General features: G+C 66.1%; 25 protein-coding genes and 1 other RNA gene. 11 read left to right on the forward strand and 15 right to left on the reverse strand.

Features of this window, described 5'->3' with window-relative positions; translation table 11 throughout:
* Nucleotides 1–14: 14 nt before the first annotated feature.
* The 12 genes from efp to RDV64_RS02085 all read right to left on the reverse strand — a co-directional run bounded on the left by efp (nt 15) and on the right by RDV64_RS02085 (nt 10,100).
* A complete protein-coding gene (efp, locus tag RDV64_RS02030) occupies nt 15–578 on the reverse strand; it encodes an elongation factor P (RefSeq protein ID WP_309197622.1) in 564 nt (187 codons plus the stop codon).
* 162 nt (nt 579–740) lie between these two features.
* The gene (locus RDV64_RS02035; protein ID WP_309197623.1) at nt 741–1,628 is read right to left on the reverse strand and encodes a glycerophosphodiester phosphodiesterase family protein; all 888 of its coding nucleotides are present in this window, start codon (nt 1,626–1,628) and stop codon (nt 741–743) included.
* 90 nt (nt 1,629–1,718) lie between these two features.
* On the reverse strand, nt 1,719–3,839 hold the full coding sequence (locus tag RDV64_RS02040; protein WP_309197624.1) for a hypothetical protein: 2,121 nt from the start codon (nt 3,837–3,839) through the stop codon (nt 1,719–1,721).
* Entirely contained in the window at nt 3,836–4,405 is a 570-nt protein-coding gene (locus RDV64_RS02045) for a thiamine phosphate synthase (protein WP_375143848.1), read from the reverse strand. The genes RDV64_RS02040 and RDV64_RS02045 overlap by 4 nt, the downstream gene beginning before the upstream one ends.
* Before the next feature lie 4 nt (nt 4,406–4,409).
* Complete coding sequence (locus RDV64_RS02050) at nt 4,410–5,444, reverse strand: class I fructose-bisphosphate aldolase (RefSeq protein ID WP_309197626.1); 1,035 nt, start codon at nt 5,442–5,444, stop codon at nt 4,410–4,412.
* A 78-nt stretch (nt 5,445–5,522) separates the two neighbouring features.
* Nucleotides 5,523–6,716, reverse strand: a complete 1,194-nt coding sequence (locus RDV64_RS02055) for a phosphoglycerate kinase (protein ID WP_309197627.1) — start codon at nt 6,714–6,716, stop codon at nt 5,523–5,525.
* On the reverse strand, nt 6,713–7,297 hold the full coding sequence (locus RDV64_RS02060) for a GNAT family N-acetyltransferase (protein ID WP_309197628.1): 585 nt from the start codon (nt 7,295–7,297) through the stop codon (nt 6,713–6,715). The genes RDV64_RS02055 and RDV64_RS02060 overlap by 4 nt, the downstream gene beginning before the upstream one ends.
* Nucleotides 7,298–7,299: 2 nt before the next feature.
* On the reverse strand, nt 7,300–8,301 hold the full coding sequence (gene gap / locus RDV64_RS02065; protein ID WP_309197629.1) for a type I glyceraldehyde-3-phosphate dehydrogenase: 1,002 nt from the start codon (nt 8,299–8,301) through the stop codon (nt 7,300–7,302).
* A 105-nt stretch (nt 8,302–8,406) separates the two neighbouring features.
* Nucleotides 8,407–8,561, reverse strand: a non-coding RNA gene (gene ssrS / locus RDV64_RS02070) — 6S RNA.
* Nucleotides 8,562–8,640: 79 nt separating this feature from the next.
* Entirely contained in the window at nt 8,641–9,255 is a 615-nt protein-coding gene (locus RDV64_RS02075; RefSeq protein ID WP_309197630.1) for a LysE family translocator, read from the reverse strand.
* Nucleotides 9,256–9,282: 27 nt separating this feature from the next.
* Entirely contained in the window at nt 9,283–9,849 is a 567-nt protein-coding gene (locus RDV64_RS02080) for a cell division protein ZapA (RefSeq protein ID WP_309197631.1), read from the reverse strand.
* Nucleotides 9,846–10,100, reverse strand: a complete 255-nt coding sequence (locus RDV64_RS02085) for a DUF4164 family protein (RefSeq protein ID WP_309197632.1) — start codon at nt 10,098–10,100, stop codon at nt 9,846–9,848. The genes RDV64_RS02080 and RDV64_RS02085 overlap by 4 nt, the downstream gene beginning before the upstream one ends.
* Before the next feature lie 201 nt (nt 10,101–10,301).
* On the opposite strand from RDV64_RS02085, the gene tkt reads away from it, so the two are divergent.
* Together tkt and RDV64_RS02095 are read left to right on the forward strand one after the other, a co-directional pair.
* Nucleotides 10,302–12,287 (forward strand): transketolase, encoded by a 1,986-nt coding sequence (gene tkt / locus RDV64_RS02090; protein WP_309197633.1) that lies wholly within the window; start codon nt 10,302–10,304, stop codon nt 12,285–12,287.
* 34 nt (nt 12,288–12,321) lie between these two features.
* Entirely contained in the window at nt 12,322–12,603 is a 282-nt protein-coding gene (locus RDV64_RS02095) for a hypothetical protein (protein ID WP_309197634.1), read from the forward strand.
* A gap of 69 nt (nt 12,604–12,672) precedes the next feature.
* Here RDV64_RS02095 and RDV64_RS02100 read toward each other — a convergent pair whose 3' ends face one another.
* Both RDV64_RS02100 and RDV64_RS02105 read right to left on the reverse strand, forming a co-directional pair.
* Complete coding sequence (locus tag RDV64_RS02100) at nt 12,673–14,325, reverse strand: polysaccharide pyruvyl transferase family protein (protein WP_309197635.1); 1,653 nt, start codon at nt 14,323–14,325, stop codon at nt 12,673–12,675.
* 75 nt (nt 14,326–14,400) lie between these two features.
* Nucleotides 14,401–15,006: an HAD family phosphatase gene (locus tag RDV64_RS02105; RefSeq protein ID WP_309197636.1), complete on the reverse strand. Its 606-nt coding sequence runs from the start codon at nt 15,004–15,006 to the stop codon at nt 14,401–14,403.
* A 127-nt stretch (nt 15,007–15,133) separates the two neighbouring features.
* Between RDV64_RS02105 and glpK the strand changes: the two genes are divergently transcribed.
* The 7 genes from glpK to RDV64_RS02140 all read left to right on the forward strand — a co-directional run bounded on the left by glpK (nt 15,134) and on the right by RDV64_RS02140 (nt 24,033).
* Complete coding sequence (gene glpK, locus RDV64_RS02110) at nt 15,134–16,621, forward strand: glycerol kinase GlpK (RefSeq protein ID WP_309197637.1); 1,488 nt, start codon at nt 15,134–15,136, stop codon at nt 16,619–16,621.
* A gap of 30 nt (nt 16,622–16,651) precedes the next feature.
* A complete protein-coding gene (locus RDV64_RS02115; RefSeq protein ID WP_309197638.1) occupies nt 16,652–17,923 on the forward strand; it encodes an adenylate/guanylate cyclase domain-containing protein in 1,272 nt (423 codons plus the stop codon).
* An 86-nt stretch (nt 17,924–18,009) separates the two neighbouring features.
* A complete protein-coding gene (locus RDV64_RS02120; protein WP_309197639.1) occupies nt 18,010–18,840 on the forward strand; it encodes a helix-turn-helix domain-containing protein in 831 nt (276 codons plus the stop codon).
* A gap of 119 nt (nt 18,841–18,959) precedes the next feature.
* The gene (locus tag RDV64_RS02125) at nt 18,960–19,976 is read left to right on the forward strand and encodes a branched-chain amino acid ABC transporter permease (protein WP_309197640.1); all 1,017 of its coding nucleotides are present in this window, start codon (nt 18,960–18,962) and stop codon (nt 19,974–19,976) included.
* Between the two features lies 1 nt (nt 19,977).
* Entirely contained in the window at nt 19,978–21,039 is a 1,062-nt protein-coding gene (locus RDV64_RS02130; protein ID WP_375143786.1) for a branched-chain amino acid ABC transporter permease, read from the forward strand.
* The gene (locus RDV64_RS02135) at nt 21,032–21,823 is read left to right on the forward strand and encodes an ABC transporter ATP-binding protein (protein WP_309197641.1); all 792 of its coding nucleotides are present in this window, start codon (nt 21,032–21,034) and stop codon (nt 21,821–21,823) included. Before RDV64_RS02130 ends, RDV64_RS02135 begins: the two co-directional genes overlap by 8 nt.
* A 56-nt stretch (nt 21,824–21,879) precedes the next feature.
* Nucleotides 21,880–24,033 (forward strand): ABC transporter permease, encoded by a 2,154-nt coding sequence (locus RDV64_RS02140; RefSeq protein ID WP_309197642.1) that lies wholly within the window; start codon nt 21,880–21,882, stop codon nt 24,031–24,033.
* 32 nt (nt 24,034–24,065) lie between these two features.
* On the opposite strand, the gene RDV64_RS02145 is transcribed toward RDV64_RS02140, so the two are convergent.
* Complete coding sequence (locus RDV64_RS02145) at nt 24,066–24,266, reverse strand: hypothetical protein (RefSeq protein WP_309197643.1); 201 nt, start codon at nt 24,264–24,266, stop codon at nt 24,066–24,068.
* 234 nt (nt 24,267–24,500) lie between these two features.
* Between RDV64_RS02145 and RDV64_RS02150 the strand changes: the two genes are divergently transcribed.
* Both RDV64_RS02150 and yghX read left to right on the forward strand, forming a co-directional pair.
* The gene (locus tag RDV64_RS02150) at nt 24,501–25,325 is read left to right on the forward strand and encodes a phosphoenolpyruvate hydrolase family protein (protein WP_309197644.1); all 825 of its coding nucleotides are present in this window, start codon (nt 24,501–24,503) and stop codon (nt 25,323–25,325) included.
* A 121-nt stretch (nt 25,326–25,446) separates the two neighbouring features.
* Nucleotides 25,447–26,349 (forward strand): YghX family hydrolase, encoded by a 903-nt coding sequence (gene yghX / locus RDV64_RS02155; RefSeq protein ID WP_309197645.1) that lies wholly within the window; start codon nt 25,447–25,449, stop codon nt 26,347–26,349.
* The last annotated feature ends 141 nt before the right edge of the window (nt 26,350–26,490 follow it).

Consider the following 26,490-nt stretch of genomic DNA (forward strand, 5'->3'; position numbering starts at 1 on the left):
GCAGTGCGGGAAGGTCAGTCGGCGCGGCGCAGGTAGGTGACTTCCTCGGTATCGACCACAATGCGCTCACCGGCGCCGATGAACGGCGGCACCATCACCTTCACGCCATTTTCCAGAACCGCGGGCTTGTAGCTGGAGGACGCAGTCTGCCCCTTCACCACGGCATCGGCCTCGGTGATCTCCAGCGTCACGTGCTGCGGCAATTTGATGCCGATGGGCTTCTCTTCGTACATTTCCACCGTGACCTGCATGCCGTCCTGCAGGAACGCCGCGCGGTCGCCGACAAAGTCCTTGGCAAGTTCGAGCTGCTCGTAGGTGGTCTCGTCCATGAACACCAGGTCTTCGCCCTGCTCGTACAGGAACTGGAAGTCCTTCTGCTCCAGGCGCACGCGCTCGACGCTGTCGGCGGAGCGGAAGCGCTCGTTGAGCTTGCGGCCGTCGATCAGGTTCTTCATCTCGACCTGCGCAAACGCGCCGCCCTTGCCGGGCTTCACGTGCTGGACCTTGACCGCGGCCCATAGGGTGTTCTGATGCTCCAGCACGTTGCCGGGGCGAATTTCATTGCCGTTGATTTTCATGACCAATCCTGCGTCCGGGCAAGGCGCACACGTCACACGCGGCCACACCGGGTAATAAATCGCGATTGGGCCGGTCTAAGGCCGCATCGGGCCAAACTCAAGACCGGATGTTGCAGCGCCCCGCAGGCCGGGCGCTGCAACACCGCGTTGAAGCGCTACCGATCAGTCGGCGGTGCGCTGCTTTTCGATATCGGCCTTGAGCGTTGCCATCACGTCCGGCACGTCGGTGAGGATGCCGTTGACGCCAGCGGCCATCAGGTCGATCAGCTCTGCGCGGTCTGCGGTGCCGGCGGTGGTCCACACCGGACGGTTGTGCGACTGTACGCGAGAGACGAGGCAATTCTCGACGCCCTCGCAGTCCGCCGGGATTGCACCACGCTTCTCCGTGCTTTCGCCGCGGATCCACACCGGCCACAGGCGGATGATTTCCACGCCAGCTTCCGCGAAAGCGTCGATTGCCTCCGGGTTGGGGATGAAGCCCAGGGTGCGCAGGTTCGGGTTCAGCGCCCGGAACTCGGCAAGGTCCTCCAGCGAGCGGACGCCGACGATGACGTTGAGCGTCGCGTGATGGGCTTCGACCAGACGCACGATCTTCTCGCGGTCCAGAACGTCCGATTCCTTGATGTCGAGGAGGAGCATCACACCGTTGGCCTGCGCGAAGGCCAGCGCCTCCTCGAAGGTCGGCACGGTGGCGCCGGCGTAGGCATCACCCGCATGGCGGCCAGCGTCGAGTGCCTTGATCTGCGATAGCGTCAGCGATGTCACCGGGCCGGTGCCGTCGGTGGTGCGGTCCACCGTCTCGTCATGCATGATGACGACATCGCCATCGGCCGTGCCGCGCAGGTCGATCTCGATAACGCCGACACCGCGGGCCACAACGTCCTCGAAGGCGGCCATGGTGTTTTCCGGCAGGCCGGGGGCAAGGCCACGGTGCGCGACGAGCACCACGTCCCAGCCCGGCAGGTCACGGCCGGACAGGTCGTCGGCGGCGGCGAGCGCAGGGACGGTCATTGTGGTTGCAAGGGCGATGGTGCCCAGGAGTTTCAGCATTTCAGGTCTCTGGGATGAGGGTTGGTTTGCGTCCCCTAACGGCCCCACGCGACCGCTGGATGACAGTGCCGGCGCCAGCGGCGCGCACGGTCAGCGCCGGGCGGCAAACGCCTCGGCGCGGGCGCGGGCCTGGTCGATCACCGCCGGGTCGCGCGTGCCCATATAGCCGTCGAGATAAAGATCGGAGATGCCGGCGGCGCGGGCAAGAAGGTGCCACTTCACCGCCTCCACCGGGTCTGACACCACGTCGGTGCCGGACAGGATGCGGGCATAAAGGTTCATGGCGCGCGGGTTGCCGGTGTGCGCCGCAATGGCCAGGAAGGGCGCTGCACCGGCGCTGTCCGGCGCCACGCCGAGGCCCGCCACAAGCCGTTCGCCATAGGCCAGAGCCGCGGCGGCATCGCCCTGTTCGGCCGCCTTGCCGTACCACCGGGTCGCCCTTGTGTCGTCGGGCACCGTCCCCTCGCCGTCCTCGTACATCACGGCGACGGCGAACTGTGCTGCGGGGTCGCCCCCTTCAGCGGCAATCTTCATGTACTTGAAGGCCTTTGCCGGATCGCGCGGCCGGCCGATGCCCCGGATATAGATCAGCGACAGGGCGTGGGCCGCTTCGGCGTTGCCGGCATCGGCGGCCCGGGTGAAAACGTCCGCGGCCTTTTCCGCGTCCCTCGGCACGCCGCGGCCGGTGAGAAGCAGTGCGGCAAGGCGGCTCTGCGCCACGGTGCTGCCAAGATCGGCGGCAAGGGCATACCAGCCGGCGGCCTTGGCATAGTCCTGCTCCACGCCCATCGCCTCTTCGTAAAGACGGCCGACCAGCGCGGCTGCAGCCGGATCATCATCCAGCGAGGCACGCAGGGCCACGTTGAGGGCGGTGTTGTAAAGGCCGCGCTGGAAGGCGCCATAGGCGTAGTGGGCCAGCCGGAGGGGCCTTGCGCCCTCCGAGGCGGCACGCAGCATCGCGTCCGGAATGCTCTCATAATCTTCGTAGGTGTCTGTGCCGGGTGCAGCGTCCGCCGCCTGATCGTTGGCGCCGATGGCAACCGTGGCGCGGCTCACCACCTGCGCCGCGACCGTGTTGGGCACACTCACCTGATCGCCGACCTGAGCGGCGGAGACCACAATGCCCGGCCCGTCCTGCTGCGGCACGATGAGCTGGCTGGACAGTGGCATCGGAAGGAAATTGCGCTTCTGGGGCCCCAGAAGCTCTTCTGCGAGACCCGGCAGGCGCGCCGCCTCCACCGCAGGCGCAGGCTCTGGCGCCGCCTCGGGCTTCGGGGCAGGAGCGGGTTCTGCAACGACAGCGGGCGTCTCGCCGGTTTCGGCCGGTGTGGCGGTGCTCGCCGGTACCGCTGGCGCGGCCGGTACGGGGGTCTCCAGAGGCGTCACCGCTTCCGGTGCTGCGTCCGGCTCAGGTTCCGGTGCCGGAACAGCCTCGGCTGTGGGTGGCACAGCGTCCGCCGGTGTTTCCGATGCATCGTCCGCATCCGGGGCAGGAGCTGTTGCAGTTGGCGGGAGCACGGGTTCTGCGGGCACGCTGTCCGCCGGTTGTGCGGCGGTATCGATGCCCGCGGCCGGGGTGTCTGCGGTACGCTCCACCGCGGCAGCCTCATCTGCCGGCGCGTTGCGGTCGGTGGCCTGCCGCGCGGACGGGCTGGTCTGCTCCGGCGCCCTGGGGCGCTCCGGGGCGGCTGCGGCGTTCTCATCGGGCTCAGCGGCGGCGGGCGGGCTCTCTGCCGCGTCGTTTGCCGGCTCATCGGCGGCCGGCTCGGTGTCTGCCGCCGCCTCACCGGTTTCAGGCGCAGTTCGGGGCGCATTCTCGATCACGCGCTTGATCGCCTCGGTGTCCAGCGGCGACACCTTCGCCCCTGGTGCGCGCTCTGCCGGGTCACCGCTGGTGGTTGCAGCATCACTCTCGGCATCGGCCGGTTGCGCGGCGGGCGCGCTTTTCAATGCGGCCTCCGAAACGGCTTCCGGCGGTTGCGGCTCGGCTTCGGCTCCTGGCGTTTCAGCGGTGGGGCTTTCCTGTGCGGGATCATCTGCCGCAGGATCATCTGCCTGTGCATCCTCTGCCGGGCTGGGCGGCGGGGCTTCAGCGCGCGGGCGCGCAGGCTCCGGTGCATCCTGCGCAAAGGTGGGCGCCGCGGCCCCGCACAGGGCGATGGCAGCCAAGGCCGTGCACAATGCCGCGCGGCTGGCACGCGCGCGGCTCACGCCGTGCCGTCCGCGCCCGCTGCATCAAGCGCGGTGTTCACCCGCGCTACAATCTCACGCGGATCATCTTCTTCGCCGAACGCATTTACCAAGGCGACAAACTCCGCACCTGTCTCGATCATCGCGGTGACGGAGGCCGTGTCGTTCGGGCCGGCAATCACCGCCGGCACCTCAAACACCCGTTGCCACCACGCCGCAAGCTCGGCGGCTGCGGGCAGATCGTCCACACCGTCGAACCATAGATAGTCCGCCCCGGCCTCGCCCGCCATCATCGCGTCGTGCTTGTTGATCGCACGTGCGCCGCAGGTGGCCTCGGCAGGGCGTGCGCGAATGCGGTCGACCGCTTCCGCATCGGTGTGGAGACCGTCGGCGCCGTGGGGTGCGGGCCATCCGCTCCCCACAACCAGCGCCGCCGCCCCGGAACCTTGCGCAAGGGAAACCAGCGTTCGCCCCTCCGCCGCATCGGCCGGGATCATCACCGCCGCAACGTCGCCCCCGGCGAGCGCCGCGGCAAGGCGGTCCGCGGCCAGACCTGCCGGGACGACGAGTATCAGACGCGGGCGCAGGGCCTTAGGCCGCTTCGCGCTCGTCCTCGGCCTTCCAGGTGCCGAGAGCGGCCAGACCGTTCATTTTCGCGCGGTGGGTGAACGCGGCCTGACCGGCAGGCACGTTCTCTTTCTGGCCGCTCCATGCCTTCAGGCAGGATTGCTGCAGCGCGCGGCCATAGGAGAAGGTGAGCTTCCACGGCATGCCGCCGATCTCGTTCATGATCGCCAGATGCTCGGTGGCCATCTCGTCCGACTGGCCGCCGGAGAGGAAGGCAATGCCGGGCACGGTCGCCGGAACGGTGGCTTTCAGGCACGCGATGGTCTTTTCGGCCACTTCGCGGGTGGAGACCTGCGGGCCGTTCTGACCGGGGACAATCATGTTCGGCTTCAAGATGATGCCGGTGAGGTCGACGCGCATTTCGTTCAGGGCGGCAAACACGGCACGCAGCGTCGTTTCGGTCACGGCATAACAGGTGTCGATGTCGTGGCCGGAATTGGGGCCGTCCATCACCACTTCGGGCTCAACGATGGGAACGATGCCGTTTTCCTGGCAAAGCGCCGCATAGCGGGCGAGCGCATGGGCGTTGGCGGCAATGGCACCGGCGGTCGGCAGGTTGTTGGCAGTGTCGATGTCGATCACCGCACGCCATTTCGCGAAACGCGCGCCGAGCTTGTAATATTCTTCCAGGCGGCCGCGCAGGCCGTCGAGGCCTTCGGTCACGCTCTCGCCGGGGAAACCGGCCAGCGGCTTGGCGCCACCGTCCACCTTGATGCCCGGAACCGCGCCCGCGGCCTTGATGACGTCGGCAAAGCGGCGGCCGTCGAGCGTCGACTGGCGCAGCGTCTCGTCAAACAGGATCACGCCGGAGACGTATTTCTGCATGGCCTCGTCGGCGGTGAAGAGAAGCTCGCGGTAAGCCTGCCGGTTGGGCTCGGTGTTTTCGACGCCGATCTGGTCGAAGCGCTTCTTGATGGTGCCGGTGGACTCATCGGCAGCCAGAATGCCCTGGCCATCGGCCATCATGGCAAGGGCAATATCGTTCAGTGTCTCGGTCATGGGCGTTCCTTCGCAGTTGCCGCGCAGTCCTGATTTGGCGCTGATTGCGCCGCTTTAGAACCGTTTTACCCGGACTTGCTACCGCTTCAAGGCCTCAACGCCGGGGAGCGGCTTGCCTTCGAGCCATTCGAGGAACGCGCCGCCTGCCGTGGAGAGGTAGGAAAACTCGTTCGCAACCCCGGCATGAACCAGCGCCGCCACGGTATCGCCGCCGCCGGCGACCGACAAAAGCCCGGCCTTGGTGCGCATTGCCGCATGGCGCGCGCAGGCGACGGTTGCCTTGTCGAACGGCGGAATTTCGAACGCGCCCAGCGGGCCGTTCCACACCAGCGTGGCGCAGTGGTTCATCTCGTTGTTGATGGCCTCCACGGTGCGGGGGCCAACGTCGAGGATCATCTTGTCGTGGTCCACGCCCTCGTCGGTGCCGACGTGGGTCGCCTCGGCGCCCGCCTCGAATTTTTCCGCCACCATCGCGTCATGGGGCAGCATGATCGCGCAGCCGGACTTTTCGGCCGCCGACATGATCCGGCGCGCGGTTTCGGCCTGGTCGGCCTCCTTCAGCGAATGGCCAACGTCGATCCCCATGGCATGGAGGAAGGTGTTGGCCATGCCCCCGCCGACGACGAGCGCATCCACCTTGGTAACGAGGTTTTCCAGAAGCGCGATCTTGGTGGAGACCTTGGCGCCACCGACCACGGCCATGACGGGCCGCTTCGGTTCGCCCAGCGCCTTGGTGAGCGCGGCAAGTTCGCTCTCCATGGAGCGGCCCGCGAAGGCCGGAAGGCGGTGCGCAAGCCCCTCGGTGGAGCCGTGAGCCCGGTGCGCGGCGGAGAAGGCATCGTTGACGTAAAGATCGCCGTTTTTCGCCAGCGCATCGGCAAAGTCGGCGTCGTTCTTTTCCTCGCCGCCGTGAAAACGGGTGTTTTCCAGAAGGAGCACCGCGCCATTGTCCATGTCGGCGACGGCGGATGCGGCGGCCTCACCCACGCAATCCTCTGCGAATGCGACCTTGCGGCCGATCTCCTCGGCCATCGCTTCGGCAATGGGGCGCAGCGACATGGTGTCGTTGCGCTCGCCCTTGGGGCGGCCGAAGTGGGCAAGCAGGATGACCTTGGCGCCCGCGTCCGACAGCTCGGTGATGGTGGGCGCGACGGCGTGAATGCGCGTGCGGTCGCCAATCTTGCCGTCCGCCATGGGCACGTTGAGGTCAACACGGACGAGGACGCGCTTGCCGGCCACATCGCCGATCTCGTCAAGGCCGAGAATGTTCATGCGGCAAGGTCTTTCTTCAACAGGATCCAGTTGTCGGACGGGTTGTCCCACGTTTCCTTGATCATCGGCTTGCGGTCGATCTCGGCATAACCGAGCCGCTCGTAAAGCCGCAGCGCGCCGACATTCTCGTCCGCAACAATGATTGACACGCCGGACAGCTTGTCGAAGCGGGCGATCTTTTCGGCGTGCTTGATGAGCTGTGCGCCAAGACCGCGGCCGCGGGCACGCGGATAGGTCGCCAGCACGTTGAGATACCACGTGCCGACGACCTGGTTTTCCAGCTCCTGAAGGACACGCCACATGGGCGGCATGTCTTCGGGCAGCGGCTTTTCCTCGTGGACCGGATAGCCGGTCAGCGCGGCGACAACGCCTGCCCCCTCGTCGACGACAACAATGCGCCCGTCGGCCGCCATCTTCGCCTGGCGCTCGGCGCCGAGCGCCCAGGGGTCCTGCCCCGGTTCCGACAGGCGGTTCCACAGGTAGAGGGGCAGGCCCTCCCCTGCAAAATTGACCAGTTCGGCGAGCGCCACCCCATCGGCAGCGGTCGCAAGACGCATCGGCGGGACGAGGCTGAGCGGCATTGCTAGATGTACTTCGCCATGGCGACGGACGTGTCGGCCATGCGGTTGGAGAAGCCCCACTCGTTGTCGTACCAGGTGAGGATGCGCACGAAGTTGCCGTCCATCACCTTGGTCTGGTCGACCGCGAAGATTGACGAGTGCGGGTCGTGGTTGAAGTCGGACGAGACGAGCGGGGCGTCGACCACGCCGAGGATGCCCTTGAGGTCGCCGTTGGCGGCTGCGCGGATCGCGTCGTTGATCTCTTCGGCGGTGGTGTTCTTTTCCGCCTCGAAGGTGAGGTCGACCACCGACACGTTGGGCGTCGGGACGCGGATCGACACGCCGTCGAGCTTGCCGTTGAGTTCCGGCAGCACGAGGCCGACGGCCTTGGCGGCGCCGGTGGACGTCGGGATCATGGAAAGGGCCGCCGCGCGGGCGCGGTAAAGGTCCTTGTGCATGGTGTCGAGCGTCGGCTGGTCGCCGGTGTAGGAGTGGATCGTCGTCATGAAGCCGCGCTTGATGCCGACCGCGTTGTTGAGGACGAACGCCACCGGCGCCAGGCAGTTGGTGGTGCACGACGCGTTGGAGACCACCTTGTCGTTCGCCGACAGCACCTTGTCGTTGACGCCGTAGACGATGGTCTGGTCCGCACCCGGCGCGGGCGCCGAAACGAGGACGCGCTTGGAGCCGTTTTCGAGGTGGATGGCGGCCTTGTCGCGCGTCGCGAAGATGCCGGTGCATTCGAGCGCGATGTCGACGTCGCCCCACGGCAGCGCCTTGGGGTCGCGCTCGGAGGTGACGCGGATGGGGCCGGTGCCAAGGTCGATGGTGTCGCCGTCGACGGTGACGGTGCCGGGGAAGCGGCCGTGCACGCTGTCATAGCGCAGGAGGTGTGCGTTGGTCTCGACCGGACCGAGGTCGTTGATGGCAACGACCTGAATGTCGGTGCGGCCCGATTCCACGATGGCGCGCAAAATGTTGCGCCCGATCCGACCAAACCCGTTGATTGCAACCTTCACGGCCATGATGAACTCCCGATTTCGTTGTCGCGGTTCTGTCGCAACACTGTCGGAAGGGCAAGAGCCGCGCACAACCAAGTGACCGCGCAGATGCGCGATCATAAAGCTTGAAGCGAGCCACCTCGGCCGTTGGAAGTACGATCCCGGGAACCTACAGAGTAGGTGGGCGCCGTTTACTGAAGCCCACGGGCCTCAACAGGGACAGCTCCCTTTAGGATCGATAAGGCCCCGGGGATTCAAAATCCTGACGAACCAGGCAGCATCGCCACGACCCAATATAGAGATGGCAGGCCGCGGCGAAAAGGCGTCTTAGCCGGTTTATTGCGCGAAGGCCGCGACGGTGCCTCAGCGCCGGGTCAGCGCCAGCCCCAGCCCGCCCGCAATCAGCACCGAGCCGCCGATCTTTTCGGCAATCCGGACCCGCTGGCGGCTCAGAAGACGCCCCGCCCGCCCGGCCAGAATGGCGTAGCCGCTGTCCAGCACCGTCGCCGTCACCAGGAAGACGCCGCCATACACCATCACCTGCAATGAGGCGTCGTATGCCGGGTTCACGAACGGGGGAATGAACGCGCCGAAGAATAGGAGGGCCTTGGGGTTCGACCACAGGACCAGAAAACCCTGCACCATGTAACCGGTAAGCGACCTGTTCGACCCGGCGCTGGTTTCGATCACCCCGTCCGAGCGCAGGAGCTTGTAGCCGAGATAGACAAGATAGGCCGCGCCCGCGAGCTTCAGATAGACGAACGCCTCGCCCATGAAGCTGACAACAGCCTCAAGGCCGAGTGCCAGAACGCCGATCATGGTGAGAACGCCAATCTGTGTTCCTGCGACATTGGCAAGCCCCGCCGCCGTCCCCTTGCGCAGCGCGTTGGCGACAATGAGGCTCACGTTCGGCCCCGGCACGACGGCAACCACCGCCGAAGCCAGAAAAAGCGTGATGATGACGGACGGGTCGAACATGGGCCGCTCTCCAGTGGGGCGCCCGCATCAGGCCGGACGCCGATCCTTTGCGGGTACGATAGCGCCTGCCCCGTCCTCCGGTCCATCCGCCTCCGGCTCTCCCGCCGGCTGCGTTTCGGCTTCGCCCTCTGGCGCCGGCGGGCCGGCCTCGTCAGCCGGTGCAGCCGGCCGGCCGCGCGATGCGACGGCCGCGGTGGGCACGACCTTGCGCTCGCCGGTTCTGGTGCGGTTGCGCGTGTCGCGGTTGATGAGGCTGGTGATGGTGTCGATGGCCGCAGCCGTCTCTTCCAGCCGCTGCACCAGCGTGTCGTCGTCGCTTTCCGCGGCAAGGGCGGCGGCTTCACGCGCGCGCTCCAGCACGGCGACGCGATGGGTCAGCCTTGCGTTCTGCGCCTCCGCCGCGTGCAACCGGTCCAGCACCGAAAGCCCCGCCATCACCGCAATGCGCCGGTCGCCGATCTCGCCGACCTTCACCTTCATGCCCTGGACGATTTCGTCGAACCCGGCGGCAAGGTCCTGCAGCCGGTCCTCCTCGCCGGGGTTGCAGGCCACGGTGTATTCGAGCCCGCCGATGGAAACGGTGACGCGGTTCACCGGGGCGGCTCCATCCGGCGCACCTTGTCCATCAGCGATACCAGCCGGCCCTCCACCTCGCGATTCGCAGTGCTGAGGCGTTCGGCCCGCGCTTCGGCCCGGTCCAGCCGGTCGGCAAGGTCCGCACGGTCGGCGGCAAGGCGCGCGCGATCGTCATCGGCCGCAGCCTCCTGCGCCGACGCCTCGGCGTTGAGGGCGGCTGCGCCATTCAGGCGCGCAAGTGCTCCCTCAAGCCGCCTGATGGCGCTCAATGTCCGCGGACCAGCGATGGGGCTCTCCTGTGTCGATTCGGGTGCAAGACGGCCTGGCGTGCCGCCATCGTCTTTGGCAAATCGTCTGAATGTCAACGCAAGGCAAGCATTGTGCAGCAAGCCTTTACCCTTGGGCCTATCGTCTCCGCTCCGGCTGGGCTATTGGGGCGCTCGCGGGAATAAACAGAAAGAGCTGAAAAGATGGTCGACGCCGGCAAGCTAAAACCCATGGCGAATGCGATACGGATGCTGTCGGTGGATGCGGTCGAAGCCGCCAAGTCCGGCCACCCGGGGTTGCCCATGGGGGCCGCCGACCTGGTGACCACGCTTTTCGTGCACCACATCAACGTGGACCCGGCGCAGCCGGACTGGCCCAATCGCGACCGTTTCGTGCTGTCCGCCGGTCACGGCTCGATGCTGCTTTACTCCCTCTACCATCTCCTCGGCTACGAGGACTTCACCATCGACTCGCTGAAGAAGTTCCGTCAGCTGGGTTCGATCACCGCCGGCCACCCGGAATATCCGCACGGCCGCGGCATCGAAACCACCACGGGCCCGCTCGGCCAGGGCCTTGCCACCGCCGTCGGCATGGCGCTGGGCGAGCGCATTCTCGCCGCCGAGTTCGGTGAAGACATCGTCAGCCACCGCACGTTCGTCCTCGCCTCCGACGGCGACCTGATGGAGGGCATCAGCCACGAGGCCATCGCGCTGGCCGGCCATCTTGGCCTGAAGAAGCTCACCGTCATCTACGACGACAACCAGATCTCCATCGACGGGCCGACGTCGCTGTCGGACAGCGGCGATGCCGTCAAGCGGTTCGAGGCTGCCGGCTGGAACGCCGAACGGATCGACGGCCACGACGTTGCCGCCATCGATGCCGCCCTCACCCGCGCTGCCTCCAGCGACAAGCCGACGATGATTGCCGCCCGCACGCAGATCGGCTTCGGCTCGCCCGGCAAGGTCGGCACATCCGGCGTCCACGGTTCGCCGCTGGGCACCGCCGAAGTGGCGGCGACGCGCAGCGAACTCGGCTGGGACTCAGCCCCGTTCGAGGTGCCGGAGGAAGTGCGCGACGCCTGGCGCATTGCCGGCCTGCGCGCCGCACAGTCGCGCAAGGACTGGGAGCAGCGCTTCGAGGCGATGGATGCTGAGGCACGGGCCGACTTCGAACGGCGCAAGCGCGGTGACCTGCCGAGCGACTTCAAGCCCGCGATGGCCGCCCTTCGTGCACAGTTGAAGGCAGAGCGCCCGTCCATGGCAACGCGCAAGGCGTCCGAGCGCGTCCTCAACACCGTCAACGGTGTGCTGCCGGAAACCGTGGGCGGCTCGGCCGACCTCACCGGCTCCAACAACACCAAGACCGACCATTTGTCCGCCGTGTCGCCCGGCCAGTATGGCGGCCGCTACATCCACTACGGCATCCGCGAGCACGGCATGGCCGCCGCCATGAACGGCATGGCGCTGGAAGGCGGGTTGATCCCCTACTCCGGCACCTTCCTCACCTTCTCCGACTATTGCCGCCCCGCCATCCGCCTCTCGGCGCTGATGGGCCTGCGCGTGGTCTACGTGATGACGCACGATTCCATCGGCCTTGGCGAAGACGGCCCGACCCACCAGCCGGTGGAGCACATGGCAGCGCTCCGTGCGATGCCGGGCCTCATCAACTTCCGCCCCTGCGATGCGGTGGAAACGGCCGAAGCGTGGGAGCTTGCCGTCGAGCGGCGCGGTCCGAGCACCCTTGCCCTCACCAGGCAGAACCTGCCGACGCTGTCCCTCAGCGACACAGGCGACAACCGCTCCCGCCGCGGCGCCTACAAGCTGCGCGAAACCGAAGACGATGCAATGGCGACCATCTTCGCCAGCGGCTCGGAAGTCGAGATTGCGGTGGAGGCCGCCAACCAGCTGAACGTCCTCGGCATCGCGACCGAAGTCGTCAGCGTCCCCTGCATGGACCTCTTCGACGAGGCCGACGCGGACTATCGCGACACCGTGATCGGCAAGGCGCCGGTCAAGGTCGCCATCGAGGCCGCGGTCCGCTTCGGCTGGGACTCGATCATCGGCCACGACGGCATCTTCATCGGCATGAAGGGCTTTGGCGCTTCCGGCCCGTTCCAGGAGCTTTACGAGCACTTCGGCATCACGGCGGCGCACACCGTTGCCGCCGTCCGCGAGCGCCTTGGCCGCTAGGCCGGGCGCGCCCTCTTCCCGTCAGGAGTTTTCAATGATCCGCCTCACCACCCTTTGCGCCGCTGCGCTGGTGCTGTCGTCCGCCGCCGGCCTCGCTCAGGAGACCAAGCGTGCCGGCGAAGCTGTCGCCACCCAGCACCGCAACGACGCCAACGAACAGGGCCTCCCCTCAATCGCCGACGAGGCGGCGGAAGTCGGCCAATACGGTTCCGAACAGGACGGCATGAGCAAGGCGATGGCCGAGACCGAAGGCGCCGAAGCCGACGACACCTGCATCCGCGCCGACGGCGAAGTCGGCTGCGAGCTGGTCGACTGACACGCAAGCAACTCTCTGTCCGTAGCGTGATCTGCAAAGTTCAGCCGGCGGGCTGAGATTGCCGCCGCGTCATGCGAAAATACGGCCGGCCATGTCCTGCGCGGCCTTTTCAGCATCGGCGAGATAGCGGCCGATTGCCGCCAGTTCATCTTCGCTGAATGGCAACGGCCGCGGCAGGCCGCCGGTGAGACCAGCGATCCTCGCCGGGTTGAGGCCGATATCGGCAATGAGCGTTTCGATCTTCGGCGTGTTTGACGGGATGGCGTGGAACTGGATGCGCATGGCGACGGCAAAACACACGGCGTGAAACCGCCCCGTGACGATGCGGTTGAACCCCGCCATGTATTGGCCGAAGGCTAGGTGGTCCTCAGCCTCCGCCAGCACAGTGACCATATCCTCACGGCCAACCGGGTTGTTGTTTTCCGCCTGCGGCAATGCGCCGAGGATCGCGCCCCGTTTTGCGCCGCTCGTCATTGTCGCGAGCGGCTGACCGCGCTTTGCGGCCAACCGCCCCAGTCGCGCTGTCACCTGCGGGATCACCGAATCCACCAGAAGAATGCGCCCCCGGTTTGCGGGTTTCGGCCCAAACCGCGAAAGCATGCTGAGGTCCGGGCAGATGCCATGCGCGATACCGAGATCGGCGAGAATCCGCGATGAGGCCGTCTCCCTGACCCAGACGTGGTCGAACGCGGCAACGTCTGCCATCACTGCCGCATTGTTTTCGTGCAGTGTCGTGTTGATGAGGTAGGCCGGTTTGCTGCGCCTGGCACAGTATGGTCCGATCGCAGCAAGTTGCCGCGCGCGGGCATTGTTGTGGTGGATCGACCCCTCACCGTTGACGATGACGATGTCGGCATCGTCAATCGCCGCCAGCGCTGCGGGATCGTCCTGCCACCCGGCTCCCACCGGATGCCGGTAGACGATGGAAGCGTTGGAATCATGCACGAGCCTCTCAAGCGTGGACATGACCGCGACGCAGCCGAAGTGACCGCTTGAAGCGGTGTCGTTGAACACGGCAACGCGCTTCGCCAGAAAGGCCCAGCGTGTCTTGTCGTTGGTATGGATCGCCGCAAACCGCCTGAACACCGTATCGTGCCGGGCCAAGCGTCTGGCCAGCTCCCGGACGAGTGAAGCGGCGAGGCTTCCATCGGACGAAACATCGAGCATCCGCTGTTGCAGATGCAGGATCATGTTGCCTCTGCCGGCACCGAATTTGCTGATCCCATCGAACAGCGTTCGGCTCTCCTCGCTGATTTTGTAGGGCGACGCTTCCTGGCCGATCAGGATCCGCTCCGTCTCGTAGAGCTTCACCGTATTCACCAGCATCGAGCCGTTCAGCGCCAGCGCCCGCTGCGCTGGATCTTTGGAGATGTCGATGATGGTGTCACACGCAGAGACCAGCCAGCGTGAATCAAGCTCCCGCAACAGGATGTCGCCGTGCCGCTCCCACAGCCGGAAGAAGCGAGCCGCGTTGATCTCTGCATTGATGCCCCGGCGGATGTGCACCGTCAGCGCGGCGTGAATCCAGCAGATTATCGGCCTGGACTGAAACTCTGCCCAGAGGATCTCAAGCTTTCGGTCAAGGTTGCCGGCACCGCGTTCGGCAAACACCGTCCCTTCGTTCGGGATGACCGGGGTGACCGGCCACTGGTCGGGATCCGCGCCGGGGCCAAACAATTCTTCCCGCAGTTGGGGGGAATAGGCTGAAACGCCGGAATCCATCGAATACTCGCCTCACTGTAGATGGCCGCGCGTACGGTGGCGCCAGCGCTCTGCCAGCAGCTATCACGCTGGCCGCTAGAAACGCACGCCAAGTTCGCCAAGGTCGGCGCGCATCTGCGCCGCAGTGGTGAAGTGGCGGGCATGCCAGCCTGCCGCCTCCGCCGCGTCGATATTCTCCACCATATCGTCGAAGAACAGCGTCTGGGCCGGGTCGATGTCCATCGTGCGGACGTGGTGGTCGTAGATCGCCCGGTCCGGCTTCACCATCTCCACGGCAGCCGACACGGTGACCCCGCGGCTGCGCGTCAGCACCGGGAAGCGCGACTGCGCAATCTGGAACGTGTCTTCGGCAAAATTCGTCAGCATCGTCACGTCGAGGCCGGCTGCGACAAGGCCGTCGAAGATCTCGCGCGTGCCCTCCACCTCGCCCGGCACCATCTCGGACCAGTGTTCGCGGTAGGCGCGAATCAGCGGGGCCTCGTCCGGATATTGCGCGATCAGGACCGCTTCGGCCTCGGCCCAGCTGCGGCCGCGATCCTGCTCCTTGTTCCAGGCGGAGGAACACACCTTTGCCAGGAACCATTCGCGGCGCGCATCGTCGGCGATGAGGCGGCGGTAGGGAATCTCCGGGTCCCAGCGGATCAAAACGCGCCCGATATCGAAAACAATGTGGCGGATCATCAGACGGGTCCTTGCTGGATTTGGGCCGCGATGGAAAACGGCTTGGCCGCCACTGTCAAATGGCTGATTTGTTTGACAGCGCCGCAACGTTGCTTGAGCCTCGCGCCGATTGTCACGGAAGGACGCTATGTCTGCTCCCATTCTCGCCATCGACCAGGGCACCACATCCACCCGCGCCATGATATTTGACGGGACGCAGCGGATCATCGGCGTCGGCCAGCAGGAATTCACCCAGCATTATCCGCGGTCCGGCTGGGTGGAACACGACCTTGAGGACATCTGGTCCACTACCCTTGCCACCATCCGCCAGGCGCTGAACGAAGCGCGGCTCGAAGCCGGTGACATTGCCGCCATCGGCATCACCAACCAGCGCGAAACCGTGGCCGTGTGGGACCGTGCAACCTTCAAGCCTGCCCACCGCGCCATCGTGTGGCAGGACCGCCGGACCGCCGATTATTGCGCGAAGCTGAAGGCGGACGGGCTGGAGCCCATGGTCTCCGAGAAGACCGGCCTTCTCCTCGACCCGTATTTCTCCGGGACCAAGCTTGCCTGGCTCCTCGACAACGTGGACGGCCTGCGCGCCCGCGCCGAGAAGGGCGAAGCGGTGTTCGGCACCATCGACACCTACCTGATTGCCCGCCTCACCGGCGCCTTCGTCACCGACATCAGCAACGCCTCGCGCACGCTGATGTTCGACATCCGCAAGCAGGACTGGGACGACGAGCTTCTCGAAATGCTGAAAATCCCCCGCGCGATGCTGGCCGAGGTCAAGGACAATGCGGCCGATTTCGGGACAACCGATCCGGCCATCTTCGGCGCCGCCATTCCGGTGTGCGGCGCGGCGGGCGACCAGCAGGCCGCCGTCATCGGCAACGCCTGCTTCAAGCCCGGCATGGTCAAGTCCACCTACGGCACGGGCTGCTTTGCCCTCCTCAACACCGGCACCACGCCGGTCACCTCCAAAAACCGGCTCCTCACCACCATCGCCTACAGGCTTGGCGGCGAGACGCACTATGCGCTGGAGGGCGCGATCTTCATTGCGGGCGCGGCGGTCCAGTGGCTGCGCGACGGGCTCGGCATCATCGAGAATGCCGCCCAGTCCGGCGAACTGGCGCAAAATGCCGATCCGCACCAGCATGTGGTGCTGGTGCCGGCCTTCGTCGGCCTCGGCGCGCCTCACTGGGATGCCAACGCCAGAGGCGCCATCTTCGGCATCACCCGCGCCACGGGCCCGGCAGAATTCGCGAAGGCCGCTCTGGAAAGCGTTGCGCTCCAGACCCACGACCTGCTCGACGCAATGCACAAGGACTGGTCGGACGAGGCGGGCGAGACGGTGCTGCGCGTCGACGGCGGGATGGCAGCATCCGACTGGGCGATGCAGCGGCTGGCCGATGTGCTGGCCGCCCCGGTCGACCGCCCGGTGATCGGCGAGACCACGGCGCTCGGCGCGGCATGGCTTGCCGGGCACCATGTGGGCGTGTGGCCCGGCCAGGAGGCATTTGCCGAAAGCTGGGCACGGGACCGCCGGTTCGAGCCGAAGATGAACGCCGACGAACGGGACGGGTTGATCGAGGCCTGGAACGACGCCGTCTCCCGCACCCTGTCGACCCGCTAGCAGGGCGCGCGACCGGGACCGGAGACGATGATGATGGATCCGTCCCACCGCGCGCTGATCGAGGATGCGGAGCGCCGCGCGGAACGGTTGATCGGCGGTCTGCGGATCGCCATCGGCCTGGTGTTTATGGCCGTCTTCAATGTGGCCATCGATGGCAGCATGCCTTCGTGGGACGTCACGCTCATCGACCAGCAGATCATCGCACGCGTCACGATCTTGCTGTTCATCGGGATCGGCGTGCTTGCGGTGTACCTGTCCAACCGCAGACGCTACCGGCCCTGGTTTGCGTTCGGCTTCGTCACCGCCGACGCGCTCTATGTACTGGCAAGCCTTTTTACCGCTCTTGCCAACACCAGCACCGAACCGGCGCTGCTGTTCGCCCTCCCCTCGTTCTTCCTCGTGCCGCTGATCGTCGCGTTCAACGCGCTGCGCTACAACTGGGCGGTGCAGCTTTACGGCAGTGCGATCCTTCTGGCGGGCCTTGTCCTGCTCCTCGGCACGGCAGCGCCGCCGCAGATGCTGCACGCACAACTTTTCATGGCACCGCCCAACATCATGCGCCTTGCCATGCTGGCCGCCTTCTGCGCGGTCCTCGGCCTTGCCGTGATGCGGGCGCGCAAGCGGCTGATCCAGGCGCTGAATGACCAACGCCGGCGGCAGCTTCTGACACGCTTTCTCCCCGCCAGGATCGCGAACCTCATCGAAACCCAGTCCGCCGACGCGTTGCGGGCCGGTTCGCGGCAGGCGGTCACGGTGATGTTCGTCGATATCCGCGGCTTTACCGCGCGCGCCGAAACCATGGCACCCGATGCGGTGCGGCGCTTCCTGTCAGACTTTCGCGCCCACATCGCGGCCGCCGCAGACGCCCACGAAGGGGTCATCGACAAGTTCATCGGCGATGGCGCGCTGGTCGTGTTCGGTGTGCCCAAGCCCCGCGCGGACGATCCTGCCAGAGCCGCCAGTGCAGCCCGCCAGATCCTGGCTGCAATGCACACATGGTCGCAATCGCTGGAAAAAACCGGTCTTCCGCCCGTCGAGATCGGCATCGGCCTGCACACCGGCGAAGCATTCGTCGGTACGGTGGGGGACGACGCGCGGCTTGAATTCACTGTCATCGGCGATGTGGTGAATGTCGCCGCGCGTCTGGAAAGCGCCAACAAGATTGCCGGCACCGCAATTCTTGCCTCCCGCGCAGTGGTCGAGTCTCCCGGCATGAGAGCCAAGGACTGGCGCGCGGTTGCACCGGTCCAGATCCGTGGGCATTCAAAACAAATAGATATTTTTACAATGGTTGAAGGCTAATGTGGCTTTGACACTCTCGCTGCAGAGTGCTGGACTGTCCCCCAAGAGCGCCAAAGGCGCCGTTTTCCCCGGGGAGGTTTCTGTCCATGAGCACGGCGCTTGCCGTCTTCCATGGCGCATTCGGTCGCGCCGCGCTGTATCGCCTTAACAAGCCACTTGCACCCCATGCCCACAGGGAGGGGCATCTCATCTTCCATGTGGCCGGAATGCCCGGCATAGTGGACATCGACGGGCATCGCCAGTTGATGGACGCCGGCTGCGGCGCTGCCATCAGCCCCTGGGAGCCGCACGACTTTCGCCCCACCGACTTTGGCAGCGGCGGCACCTTTCTGACGCTGTACATCTCGCCGCGCTGGTTCGAGGAACAGTCGAGCGGGCCGGGCAACGCCATGCGGTTCGGCAGCCCGCGTGTGGTGCTGGATGCCAACCTCACCCGCCTCGTGGCGATCGTCTCCGACATGATGGCCGACGGCCATATGGGCGAGCGCTTTCCGGGCTATCTGTACGAACTCACAGGCAGCGCCTTCGAGAGCACCTGGCAGAAGGCGCCGGTCCTGGCACGCGACCCTTCGCTCTGGCCGCGCCTCAGCGACTACCGCATCCGCAACGCCATGCGCCTGATGAACGAGCGCGTGACGGATGCCTGCGTGCTCGACCGGATTGCCCGCGATGCCGGCCTCTCTCGCCCGCATTTCTACAAGCTGTTCCGGCAGAATATCGGCCTCACGCCCAACATGTACCTCAACACGTTGCGGCTTGAGCGATCCATCGACCGGCTGACCCGCTCCGAGGAGCCGGTGACCTCCATCGGTCTCGACCTCGGTTTTGCAAGCCAGGCCTCGTTCACCCGCTTTTTCTCCAACAATATCGGCATGGCACCCACAGATTACCGCCGCGCATCAGTCCTCTCGGGCTGAATTGGCGGGCGCCGGAACCTCTCCGAAAAACCAAGACTTTGGGGTATGCTGTCCGGCGCCCTGCTCGGCTACCTTCCACCTCGACCTTGTGGAATGTTGATGAAGGGATGCGGGAAGGAATGGTCCGCTATGCCGAGCGCCACCCGATCCTGACTGCCATCTGGGTGCTGGCCGCGGCCATCCTCCTGTGGGCGATCTTTGCGCCGTGGCCTGGCGGGCTGGAAGATCTCGTCGGCCGCAAGAAGATCTTTCTGAACGCGCTCTTCAACGGCATCACGCTGGGCGCGCTCTACTTTCTGGTGGCGTCCGGCTTCACGCTGATCTTCGGCCTCATGAAGAACGTGAACCTTGCCCACGGCTCGCTCTACATGCTGGGCGGCTATATCGGCTACGAGACGGCCAATCTCACCGGCTGGTGGCTCCTCTCCTTCGTGGTGTCGTTTCTGGTGGTCGCCGTCCTCGGCATCCTCCTTCAGATCGTCGTGTTCCGGCGGATGGAGGGGCAGGACCTCAAGCAGACGCTGGTCACCATCGGCATTTCGCTGGTGCTGGCCGACATCATGCTGTGGATCTGGGGCGGCGATTTCTACACCATCGAAACGCCCACATGGCTGAGCGGCCCGATCGATTTGCCGCTGATCACCGGCATCTCCCGGCGCAGCGGCGAATATATCTACCTCACCTACCCCATCGTCCGCCTCGTCATCTTCCTTGCCGCCATCGCCATCGGCGTCGGCATGTGGCTGACGCTCAACCGCACCAAGATCGGCATGCTGGTGCGGGCAGGCGTCGACGACCGCGAGATGCTGTCGGCCACCGGCGTGCGCATCCAGCGCGTGTTCGTGCTGGTGTTTGCCTTCGGTGCCGGCCTTGCGGGCATTGCCGGCGTCATCGGCGGCACGTTCCAGTCCGTTGCACCCGGCGAGGACATCCGCTTTCTCCTCGCCTCGCTGGTGGTGGTGATCGTCGGCGGGATGGGCTCCATTCCGGGCGCTGCGCTCGGCGCGCTGATCATCGGCCTTGCCGAGCAGTTCGGCTCGGTCTACGCGCCGACCTATTCGGTGGTGCTGACGTTCCTTATCATGGTTTTGGTGCTCGCCTTCCGGCCGCAGGGCCTCATTGCGGTGCAGCGCTGAGATGGCCGTGACCGAGCGCGATACAACCGGGCGCGATGTCGGCGGCCAGTGGTGGGACGTGACGCGCATCCCGCTCCATTTCGCGGTGATCGGCCTCATCCTCCTGATCATGCCGGTGATCGCGGGCGACTTCGTGTTGCGCCAGATCGTCTCCTACGCGCTCATCCTCGGCACCATCGCCCTGTCGCTGATGTTCCTGGCCGGCTACGGCAACATGGTCAGCCTCGTGCAGATGACCATTGCCGGCGTTGCCGCCTACATGACCGCAATCTTCGGAATGTCGGCGGTGGACACCATCTCGCTCGGCTGGCCGTGGTGGCTTGCGGTGCCCGTGGCGATCTTCGTGGCGGTGCTGTTCGGCACCCTGTCCGGCGCGCTCGCGGTGCGCACCGAGGGCATCTACACCATCATGATCACCCTCGCGATTGCGGCGGCGATGTTCTACCTGGTGCGGCAGAACTATACGCTGTTCAACGGCTTTTCCGGCATGAACCAGGTCCGCGCGCCGGTGTTCTGGGGGGTCGACTGGAGCGATCCGGCGCCGTTCTACTACCTCACGCTGGCTATCGCGCTCGTGTCCTACTGGGCGGTGACGTATGTGTCGCGAACCCCGTTCGGCCTTGCCCTTCAGGGCGTGCGCGACAACCCGCGCCGCATGGCGGCCCTTGGCTTCAACGTCACCATGCACCGGATCGCGGCCTACGCATTCGCCAGCCTGATTGCGGCAGTGGCGGGCGTACTTCTGGTGTGGCTCAACGGGCAGGTCTCGCCGGGCACCATTGCTGTGGGCCCCGCCATCGACATTCTCATCATTGCCGTTGTGGGCGGCCTTGCCCACCCGATCGGCCCCTATCTCGGCGCGTTCCTCTACGTCCTCCTGCGCACCTTTGCCATCGACGTGCTGGTGGCGCTGGGCCTTGGCGGCGAACGCTTTCAGCTTCTGATCGGGCTTGGATTTCTGGTGGTGGTGTTCTTCTCGTCGGACGGTCTCCTCGGTATCTGGAAGAGTTTTCGCGAGCGCGCGCGGCGCGATCCCGTGACCGGAGAACGCCGTGATGGCTGACACTGTTGCCGCACGCCTGTCCGCCACCGGCACTGCCAACGCGCTGGAACTGCGCGGCGTCTCGCGCTTTTTCGGCGCACTGCGGGCACTGGAGGACATCACCATCACCGTTGCGCCCGGCGAACGGCGCGCGGTGCTGGGCTCCAACGGTGCCGGCAAGACCACCTTGTTCAACTGCATCACCGGCGACTTTCCGCCGACGGCCGGCTCCATCCGCCTGTTCGGCGAGGATGTCACCGCGTTTCCGCCCTACGAGCGGATCCGCCGGGGCCTTCGCCGCACCTACCAGATCTCGCTGCTGTTTGCCGGCCTGTCGGTGGAGGACAACGTCTACCTTGCCTGCCGGGGCGTCTCGCGCGGCCGCTTCTCGATGATCCGGCCCCGCCGCAGCGATGCGCTGATGGCAAGCGCCCGGAACCTCATCGACGCGGTGCACCTGACCGACGTGCGCGCCACGCTGGTCGCCAACCTCTCCTACGGCCAGCAGCGCCAGCTCGAAATCGCGCTTGCCCTGGCGGGTGCGCCCCGCTTCGTCCTCTTCGATGAGCCGGCGGCGGGCCTCTCCCCCACCGAGCGGCGGGAGCTGATCGAGATCCTCACCGGCCTTCCCGAGCACATCGGCTACATGATCATCGAGCACGACATGGACGTGGCGCTGCGGGTCGCCGAGCGGGTGACGATGATGCACAACGGCAAGATCTTCAAGGAAGGCCTCCCCCAGGAAATCGAGGAGGACGAGGAAGTCCAGCAGCTCTACCTCGGAGGCGCCCATGGCGGCCACTGAGACCCGGACCAAGGCTGCGCATGCGGCGCGCCGAAGCGGCAGCGCGAGGCGACGCGATGGCTGATCCCAAGGCACGCCCCGCCGCGCCCATCCTCGAAGTGCGCGGCCTCAACGTCTATTATGGCCGAAGCCACGCGCTTCAGGGCGTCGACCTCACGCTCAAGTCCGGCGTCATGTCGGTTGTGGGCCGCAACGGCATGGGCAAGACCACGCTGTGCAAGGCCATCATGGGTCTGGTCCCCTCCTCGGGTTCCATCCGGTTCGACGGGCAGGAGATCCTCGGCAAGAGTTCCACCGACATTGCACGCCTTGGTGTCGGCTATGTGCCGCAGGGACGCCGGCTGTGGCGTTCGCTCACGGTGGACGAGCACCTGAAGATGATTGCCGTGCCGGGCGGCCAGTGGTCGCCGGAGCGGATCTACGCCACCTTCCCGCGGCTTGGCGAGCGAAAGAACAATGGCGGCGGCCAGCTTTCGGGCGGCGAACAGCAGATGCTCGCCATCTCGCGCGCGCTCCTCCTCAACCCCAAGCTCCTCGTCATGGACGAGCCGACAGAGGGGCTGGCGCCGGTCATCGTCGCCCAGGTGGAGGAAATGCTGATCCGCCTTGGCGAGGAAGCCCAGCACGTCCTCGTCATCGAGCAGAATATCGGTGTTGCGACCGAGGTGGCGCCGCGGGTCGCCATCATGGTCAATGGCCGGATCGACCGGCTGCTGGATGCCGGCCAGCTTTCCGCCGACCGCGAACTGCAGCAGCGCCTCCTCGGCGTCGGCCGCGTCGCCCACGAAGACACGCCCGCCCCCGAAGAGCAGGCCGCCACCGCCGCCGTGCAGCAGACCGGGCCGTCGAAGGTCTATGTCTCCAACCCGTCGGTGCCGACCAGGTGGTCGCGCGCAGTCCCGGTCCGCGTCATCGAGCATAACGCGCGCACTGTGTCCGAGGCCACGGCCCGCACCGTGGAGGCGGACCTGCGCCCCCTCGCCGCCCCCGGCGAGCGGGTGGTGATCGTGGCCGGGACGCTGGACACCAAGGGCGAAGAGCTGCGCTACATCCGCGACATCATCCGAGGCCATGGCCTCGCGGTCCGGCTGGCCGACCTCTCCACGTCCGGCAAGCACTCGGGCGCCGAAATTCCGGCGCACCAGATTGCCGCCTATCACCCGCGCGGCGCATCGGCCGTGTTTACCGAGGACCGCGGCCGCTCGGTGGCCGGCATGACCGAGGCGTTCGAGCGCTGGATGAGCCGCCAGAGCGGCGTTGCGGGCGTGATCGGCGCCGGCGGGTCAGGCGGCACTGCGATGCTGGCGCCCGCCATGCGGCGCCTTGCGGTGGGCATCCCCAAGCTGATCGTCTCCACCGTCGCGTCGGGCAACGTGCGCCAGTATGTGGGCGCGTCCGACATCACCATCATGCACTCGGTGGCCGACGTGCAGGGCCTCAACGCCCTCACCCGGCGCGTTCTCGCCAACGCTGCCCACGGCCTTGCCGGAATGGTGGCCGCCGGTGAGATCGAAGCCGACGGCAGCCTGCCGGCGGTGGGCCTGTCGATGTTCGGCGTGACGACCAGTTGCGTGCAGCAGATCGGTGCGGCGCTGGCCAAGACCCACGACTGCCTGGTGTTCCACGCCACCGGCATTGGCGGGCAGGCCATGGAGCAGTTGGTGGACGACCGGCTGGTGCAGGGCGTCATCGATGTCACCACCACAGAAATCTGCGACATGATGATGGGCGGCGTCTTTCCCGCCACCGAAGACCGCTTCGGCGCGTTCATCCGCACCAAGATGCCCTATGTCGGCGCCTGCGGTGCGCTCGACATGGTGAACTTTGCCGCCCCCGAAACGGTGCCGGAGCGCTATCGCGGCCGCACCCTTTACCACCACAACCCGCAGATCACGCTGATGCGCACCACCGCGGACGAAAACGCGAAGATGGGCACCTGGATCGGCGAGAGGCTGAACGAGATGGACGGGCCGGTGCGGTTCTTCCTGCCGGAAGGCGGCGTTTCGGCGCTCGACAAGCCCGGCCAGCCTTTTCACGACCCCGCGGCGGACAAGGCGTTGTTCGATGCATTGACGAGAACCGTCCGCCAGACGGCCAACCGACAGCTGATCCGCCGTCCGGAGAACATCAACGATCCCGCCTTTGCCGCTGCGCTGACCGAAGCCTACCGCGCCCTCCACGGCGCTGCGCAAAAACGCAGGGCCGGCTAGTGGACGACGTGCCGTGTGTCTGCGGGCGCAGTCTAGTGTGGCGCCACCGCGGAGATTGGTTGCGGCAGCATCGCGCCCCCCAGCGCACTGGCAGCGCCCCACAACGCCACTACCAGAATGCCGATTGCCAGAACGCGGGCAATCAGCCCGATCAAATCTCGTTCGGACAGGGTCGGCGTATCGCCCGGCCACCGCACCGCGGGCCGGGTCGCGCCGTCATCAACCGCGGACATCGACATGCTCGCCGCATGTTCCGGCCTTGCGGCCTGCGGGTGGCGCCTTGGAAAGGCCGACCAACAACGAAGCGGCCGGCACGAGAATGCTGAAATCGTTGCGCGAAGAAATGCCCGTCATGTCCGCGTCCTTCCCTTTTGGTGGGTGGACGTTAGCCGGGACCGGTGGCACGCGCTGTGATCGGCGTCACGCATTGTGCGTCCGGACCTTTTCCCTATCCGAAGGAACGCAGAATGATTGCCCGTGACACGCTGATTGCAAAATTTCAGGACATGAAGGCACGCCGGGTGCCCATCATCGGCGGCGGCGCGGGCACCGGCCTTTCGGCCAAGTGCGAGGAAGCCGGCGGGATCGACCTCATCGTCATCTACAATTCCGGCCGCTTCCGCATGGCCGGGCGGGGCTCGCTCGCGGGCTTGATGCCCTATGGCGATGCCAACCAGATCGTCATGGAAATGGCGGCCGAAGTCCTGCCGGTGGTGAAGAACACACCGGTGCTGGCCGGCGTCAACGGCACCGATCCGTTCCGCAACATGGATAATTTTCTGGACGAGGTGAAGCGCGCCGGCTTCTCCGGGGTCCAGAACTTTCCCACCGTGGGGCTGATCGACGGGACCTTCCGCGCCAACCTTGAAGAGACCGGCATGTCATTTGCGCTGGAGGTGGAGATGATCGAGAAGGCCGCCGGCAAGGACCTTCTCACCACGCCCTATGTGTTCGGCGAAGCCGATGCTGAGGCGATGGCGAAGGCCGGGGCGGACATTATCGTCGTTCACCTCGGGCTCACCACCGGCGGCTCCATCGGCGCCCACACCGCCCTCACGCTGGACGATTGCCCCGCGGTGGTGGACCGCTGGGCCGGCGCCGCGCTTGCCGTGAACCCGGATGCCATCGTCCTCGTCCACGGCGGACCCGTCGCCATGCCGGACGATGCCAACTTCGTCCTGCGCAACACGAAAAATTGTCATGGCTTCTACGGCGCGTCGTCGATGGAACGCCTGCCGACGGAGCTGGCGCTGACCGAGCAGACACGGCGCTTCAAGGAAATCTCTTTCTGAATATTTGCCGCATTCCACGAGAATTGGCCGCGTCATCTCGCCGCCGCCCGTAGCAAAGGCGCAGCAATCGGGCATCATCCCGTGCAACGCCCTTCGGCGACCACCACAGGAGGAATGCCAGATGCAGGCCATCAACCCGGAACACCGACGCACGGCGAAGGATTTCCCGCAGGAACTCCTCGACCTTTACGACTATTACGCCCACGGCAAGCTCACCAAGCGTGAGTTCATGGACAAGGCCGCCAAGTTTGCGGTCGGCGGACTGACCGCGGCGGCGCTCCTCAACCAGCTGTCGCCCAACTACGCGCTCGCCCAGCAGGTCGCCGAAGACGACCCGTCGATCACAACCGAAGAGATCACCTACAACTCGCCCAACGGGCACGGTGAGATCAACGCCTACATGGTCAGACCGGCTGGCCTTGAAACGCCGCTCCCCGCCGTCCTCGTCATCCACGAAAACCGCGGGCTCAACCCCTACATCCGCGACGTGACGCGCCGCTTTGCCAAGGCCGGCTTCATCGCGATGGCGCCCGACGGGCTGACCCCGCTCGGCGGCTATCCCGGCACGGACGACGAAGGGCGCGAAATGCAGCGCCAGCTCGACACCACCAAGTTGATGAACGATTTCTTCGCCGCATTCGGGTTTCTGAACGGGCACGACGACACCACCAAGGTGGGCGCTGTGGGCTTCTGCTACGGTGGCGGCGTGGTCAACGCCATTGCCGTGGCCTACCCGGAACTTGGCGCCGGCGTGCCGTTTTACGGCCGCCAGCCTGCGCCTGACAGCGTGTCGGAGATCGAGGCGCCGCTGCTGATCCAGTATGCCGAACTCGACGAACGCATCAACGCTGGCTGGCCCGCCTTCAAGGAGGCGCTGGACGCTGCGGGCACCAACTACAGGATGGAAATGTACGAGGGCGTGAACCACGGCTTCCACAACGACACCACCCCCCGCTACGACGAGGACGCCGCCAAACTTGCCGAAGAGCGGACCATCGCCTTCTTCAAGGAGCACCTCGGCTAGGGCGCGGCCCCTGATTAGGCTCGGCACGTCCGTCGCGCGCCGGGCCGGCTGAAGGCTTACGCAGCGCAAGGGATTTTCGGGCCGCGCCTTGGGCTGCCAGTCTGCGGCCAGAAAACTGGCACCTGGGGCGAACTTGCGTAA

The sequence above is a fragment of the Acuticoccus sp. MNP-M23 genome (assembly GCF_031195445.1).
Classification (GTDB): domain Bacteria; phylum Pseudomonadota; class Alphaproteobacteria; order Rhizobiales; family Amorphaceae; genus Acuticoccus.

Excerpts from the sequence above, each read along its gene's own strand:
- RDV64_RS02100 (WP_309197635.1), bottom strand. The coding sequence starts at position 14,325 with ATGGATTCCGGCGTTTCAGCCTATTCCCCCCAACTGCGGGAAGAATTG.
- RDV64_RS02145 (WP_309197643.1), bottom strand. The coding sequence starts at position 24,266 with ATGTCCGCGGTTGATGACGGCGCGACCCGGCCCGCGGTGCGGTGGCCG.
- RDV64_RS02120 (WP_309197639.1), top strand. The coding sequence starts at position 18,010 with ATGAGCACGGCGCTTGCCGTCTTCCATGGCGCATTCGGTCGCGCCGCG.
- efp (WP_309197622.1), bottom strand. The coding sequence starts at position 578 with ATGAAAATCAACGGCAATGAAATTCGCCCCGGCAACGTGCTGGAGCAT.
- RDV64_RS02055 (WP_309197627.1), bottom strand. The coding sequence starts at position 6,716 with ATGAACATTCTCGGCCTTGACGAGATCGGCGATGTGGCCGGCAAGCGC.
- RDV64_RS02150 (WP_309197644.1), top strand. The coding sequence starts at position 24,501 with ATGATTGCCCGTGACACGCTGATTGCAAAATTTCAGGACATGAAGGCA.
- RDV64_RS02140 (WP_309197642.1), top strand. The coding sequence starts at position 21,880 with ATGGCTGATCCCAAGGCACGCCCCGCCGCGCCCATCCTCGAAGTGCGC.
- RDV64_RS02035 (WP_309197623.1), bottom strand. The coding sequence starts at position 1,628 with ATGCTGAAACTCCTGGGCACCATCGCCCTTGCAACCACAATGACCGTC.
- RDV64_RS02105 (WP_309197636.1), bottom strand. The coding sequence starts at position 15,006 with ATGATCCGCCACATTGTTTTCGATATCGGGCGCGTTTTGATCCGCTGG.
- yghX (WP_309197645.1), top strand. The coding sequence starts at position 25,447 with ATGCAGGCCATCAACCCGGAACACCGACGCACGGCGAAGGATTTCCCG.
- RDV64_RS02125 (WP_309197640.1), top strand. The coding sequence starts at position 18,960 with ATGGTCCGCTATGCCGAGCGCCACCCGATCCTGACTGCCATCTGGGTG.
- gap (WP_309197629.1), bottom strand. The coding sequence starts at position 8,301 with ATGGCCGTGAAGGTTGCAATCAACGGGTTTGGTCGGATCGGGCGCAAC.
- RDV64_RS02115 (WP_309197638.1), top strand. The coding sequence starts at position 16,652 with ATGATGGATCCGTCCCACCGCGCGCTGATCGAGGATGCGGAGCGCCGC.
- RDV64_RS02135 (WP_309197641.1), top strand. The coding sequence starts at position 21,032 with ATGGCTGACACTGTTGCCGCACGCCTGTCCGCCACCGGCACTGCCAAC.
- glpK (WP_309197637.1), top strand. The coding sequence starts at position 15,134 with ATGTCTGCTCCCATTCTCGCCATCGACCAGGGCACCACATCCACCCGC.
- RDV64_RS02050 (WP_309197626.1), bottom strand. The coding sequence starts at position 5,444 with ATGACCGAGACACTGAACGATATTGCCCTTGCCATGATGGCCGATGGC.
- RDV64_RS02075 (WP_309197630.1), bottom strand. The coding sequence starts at position 9,255 with ATGTTCGACCCGTCCGTCATCATCACGCTTTTTCTGGCTTCGGCGGTG.
- RDV64_RS02130 (WP_375143786.1), top strand. The coding sequence starts at position 19,978 with ATGGCCGTGACCGAGCGCGATACAACCGGGCGCGATGTCGGCGGCCAG.
- RDV64_RS02060 (WP_309197628.1), bottom strand. The coding sequence starts at position 7,297 with ATGCCGCTCAGCCTCGTCCCGCCGATGCGTCTTGCGACCGCTGCCGAT.
- RDV64_RS02095 (WP_309197634.1), top strand. The coding sequence starts at position 12,322 with ATGATCCGCCTCACCACCCTTTGCGCCGCTGCGCTGGTGCTGTCGTCC.
- tkt (WP_309197633.1), top strand. The coding sequence starts at position 10,302 with ATGGTCGACGCCGGCAAGCTAAAACCCATGGCGAATGCGATACGGATG.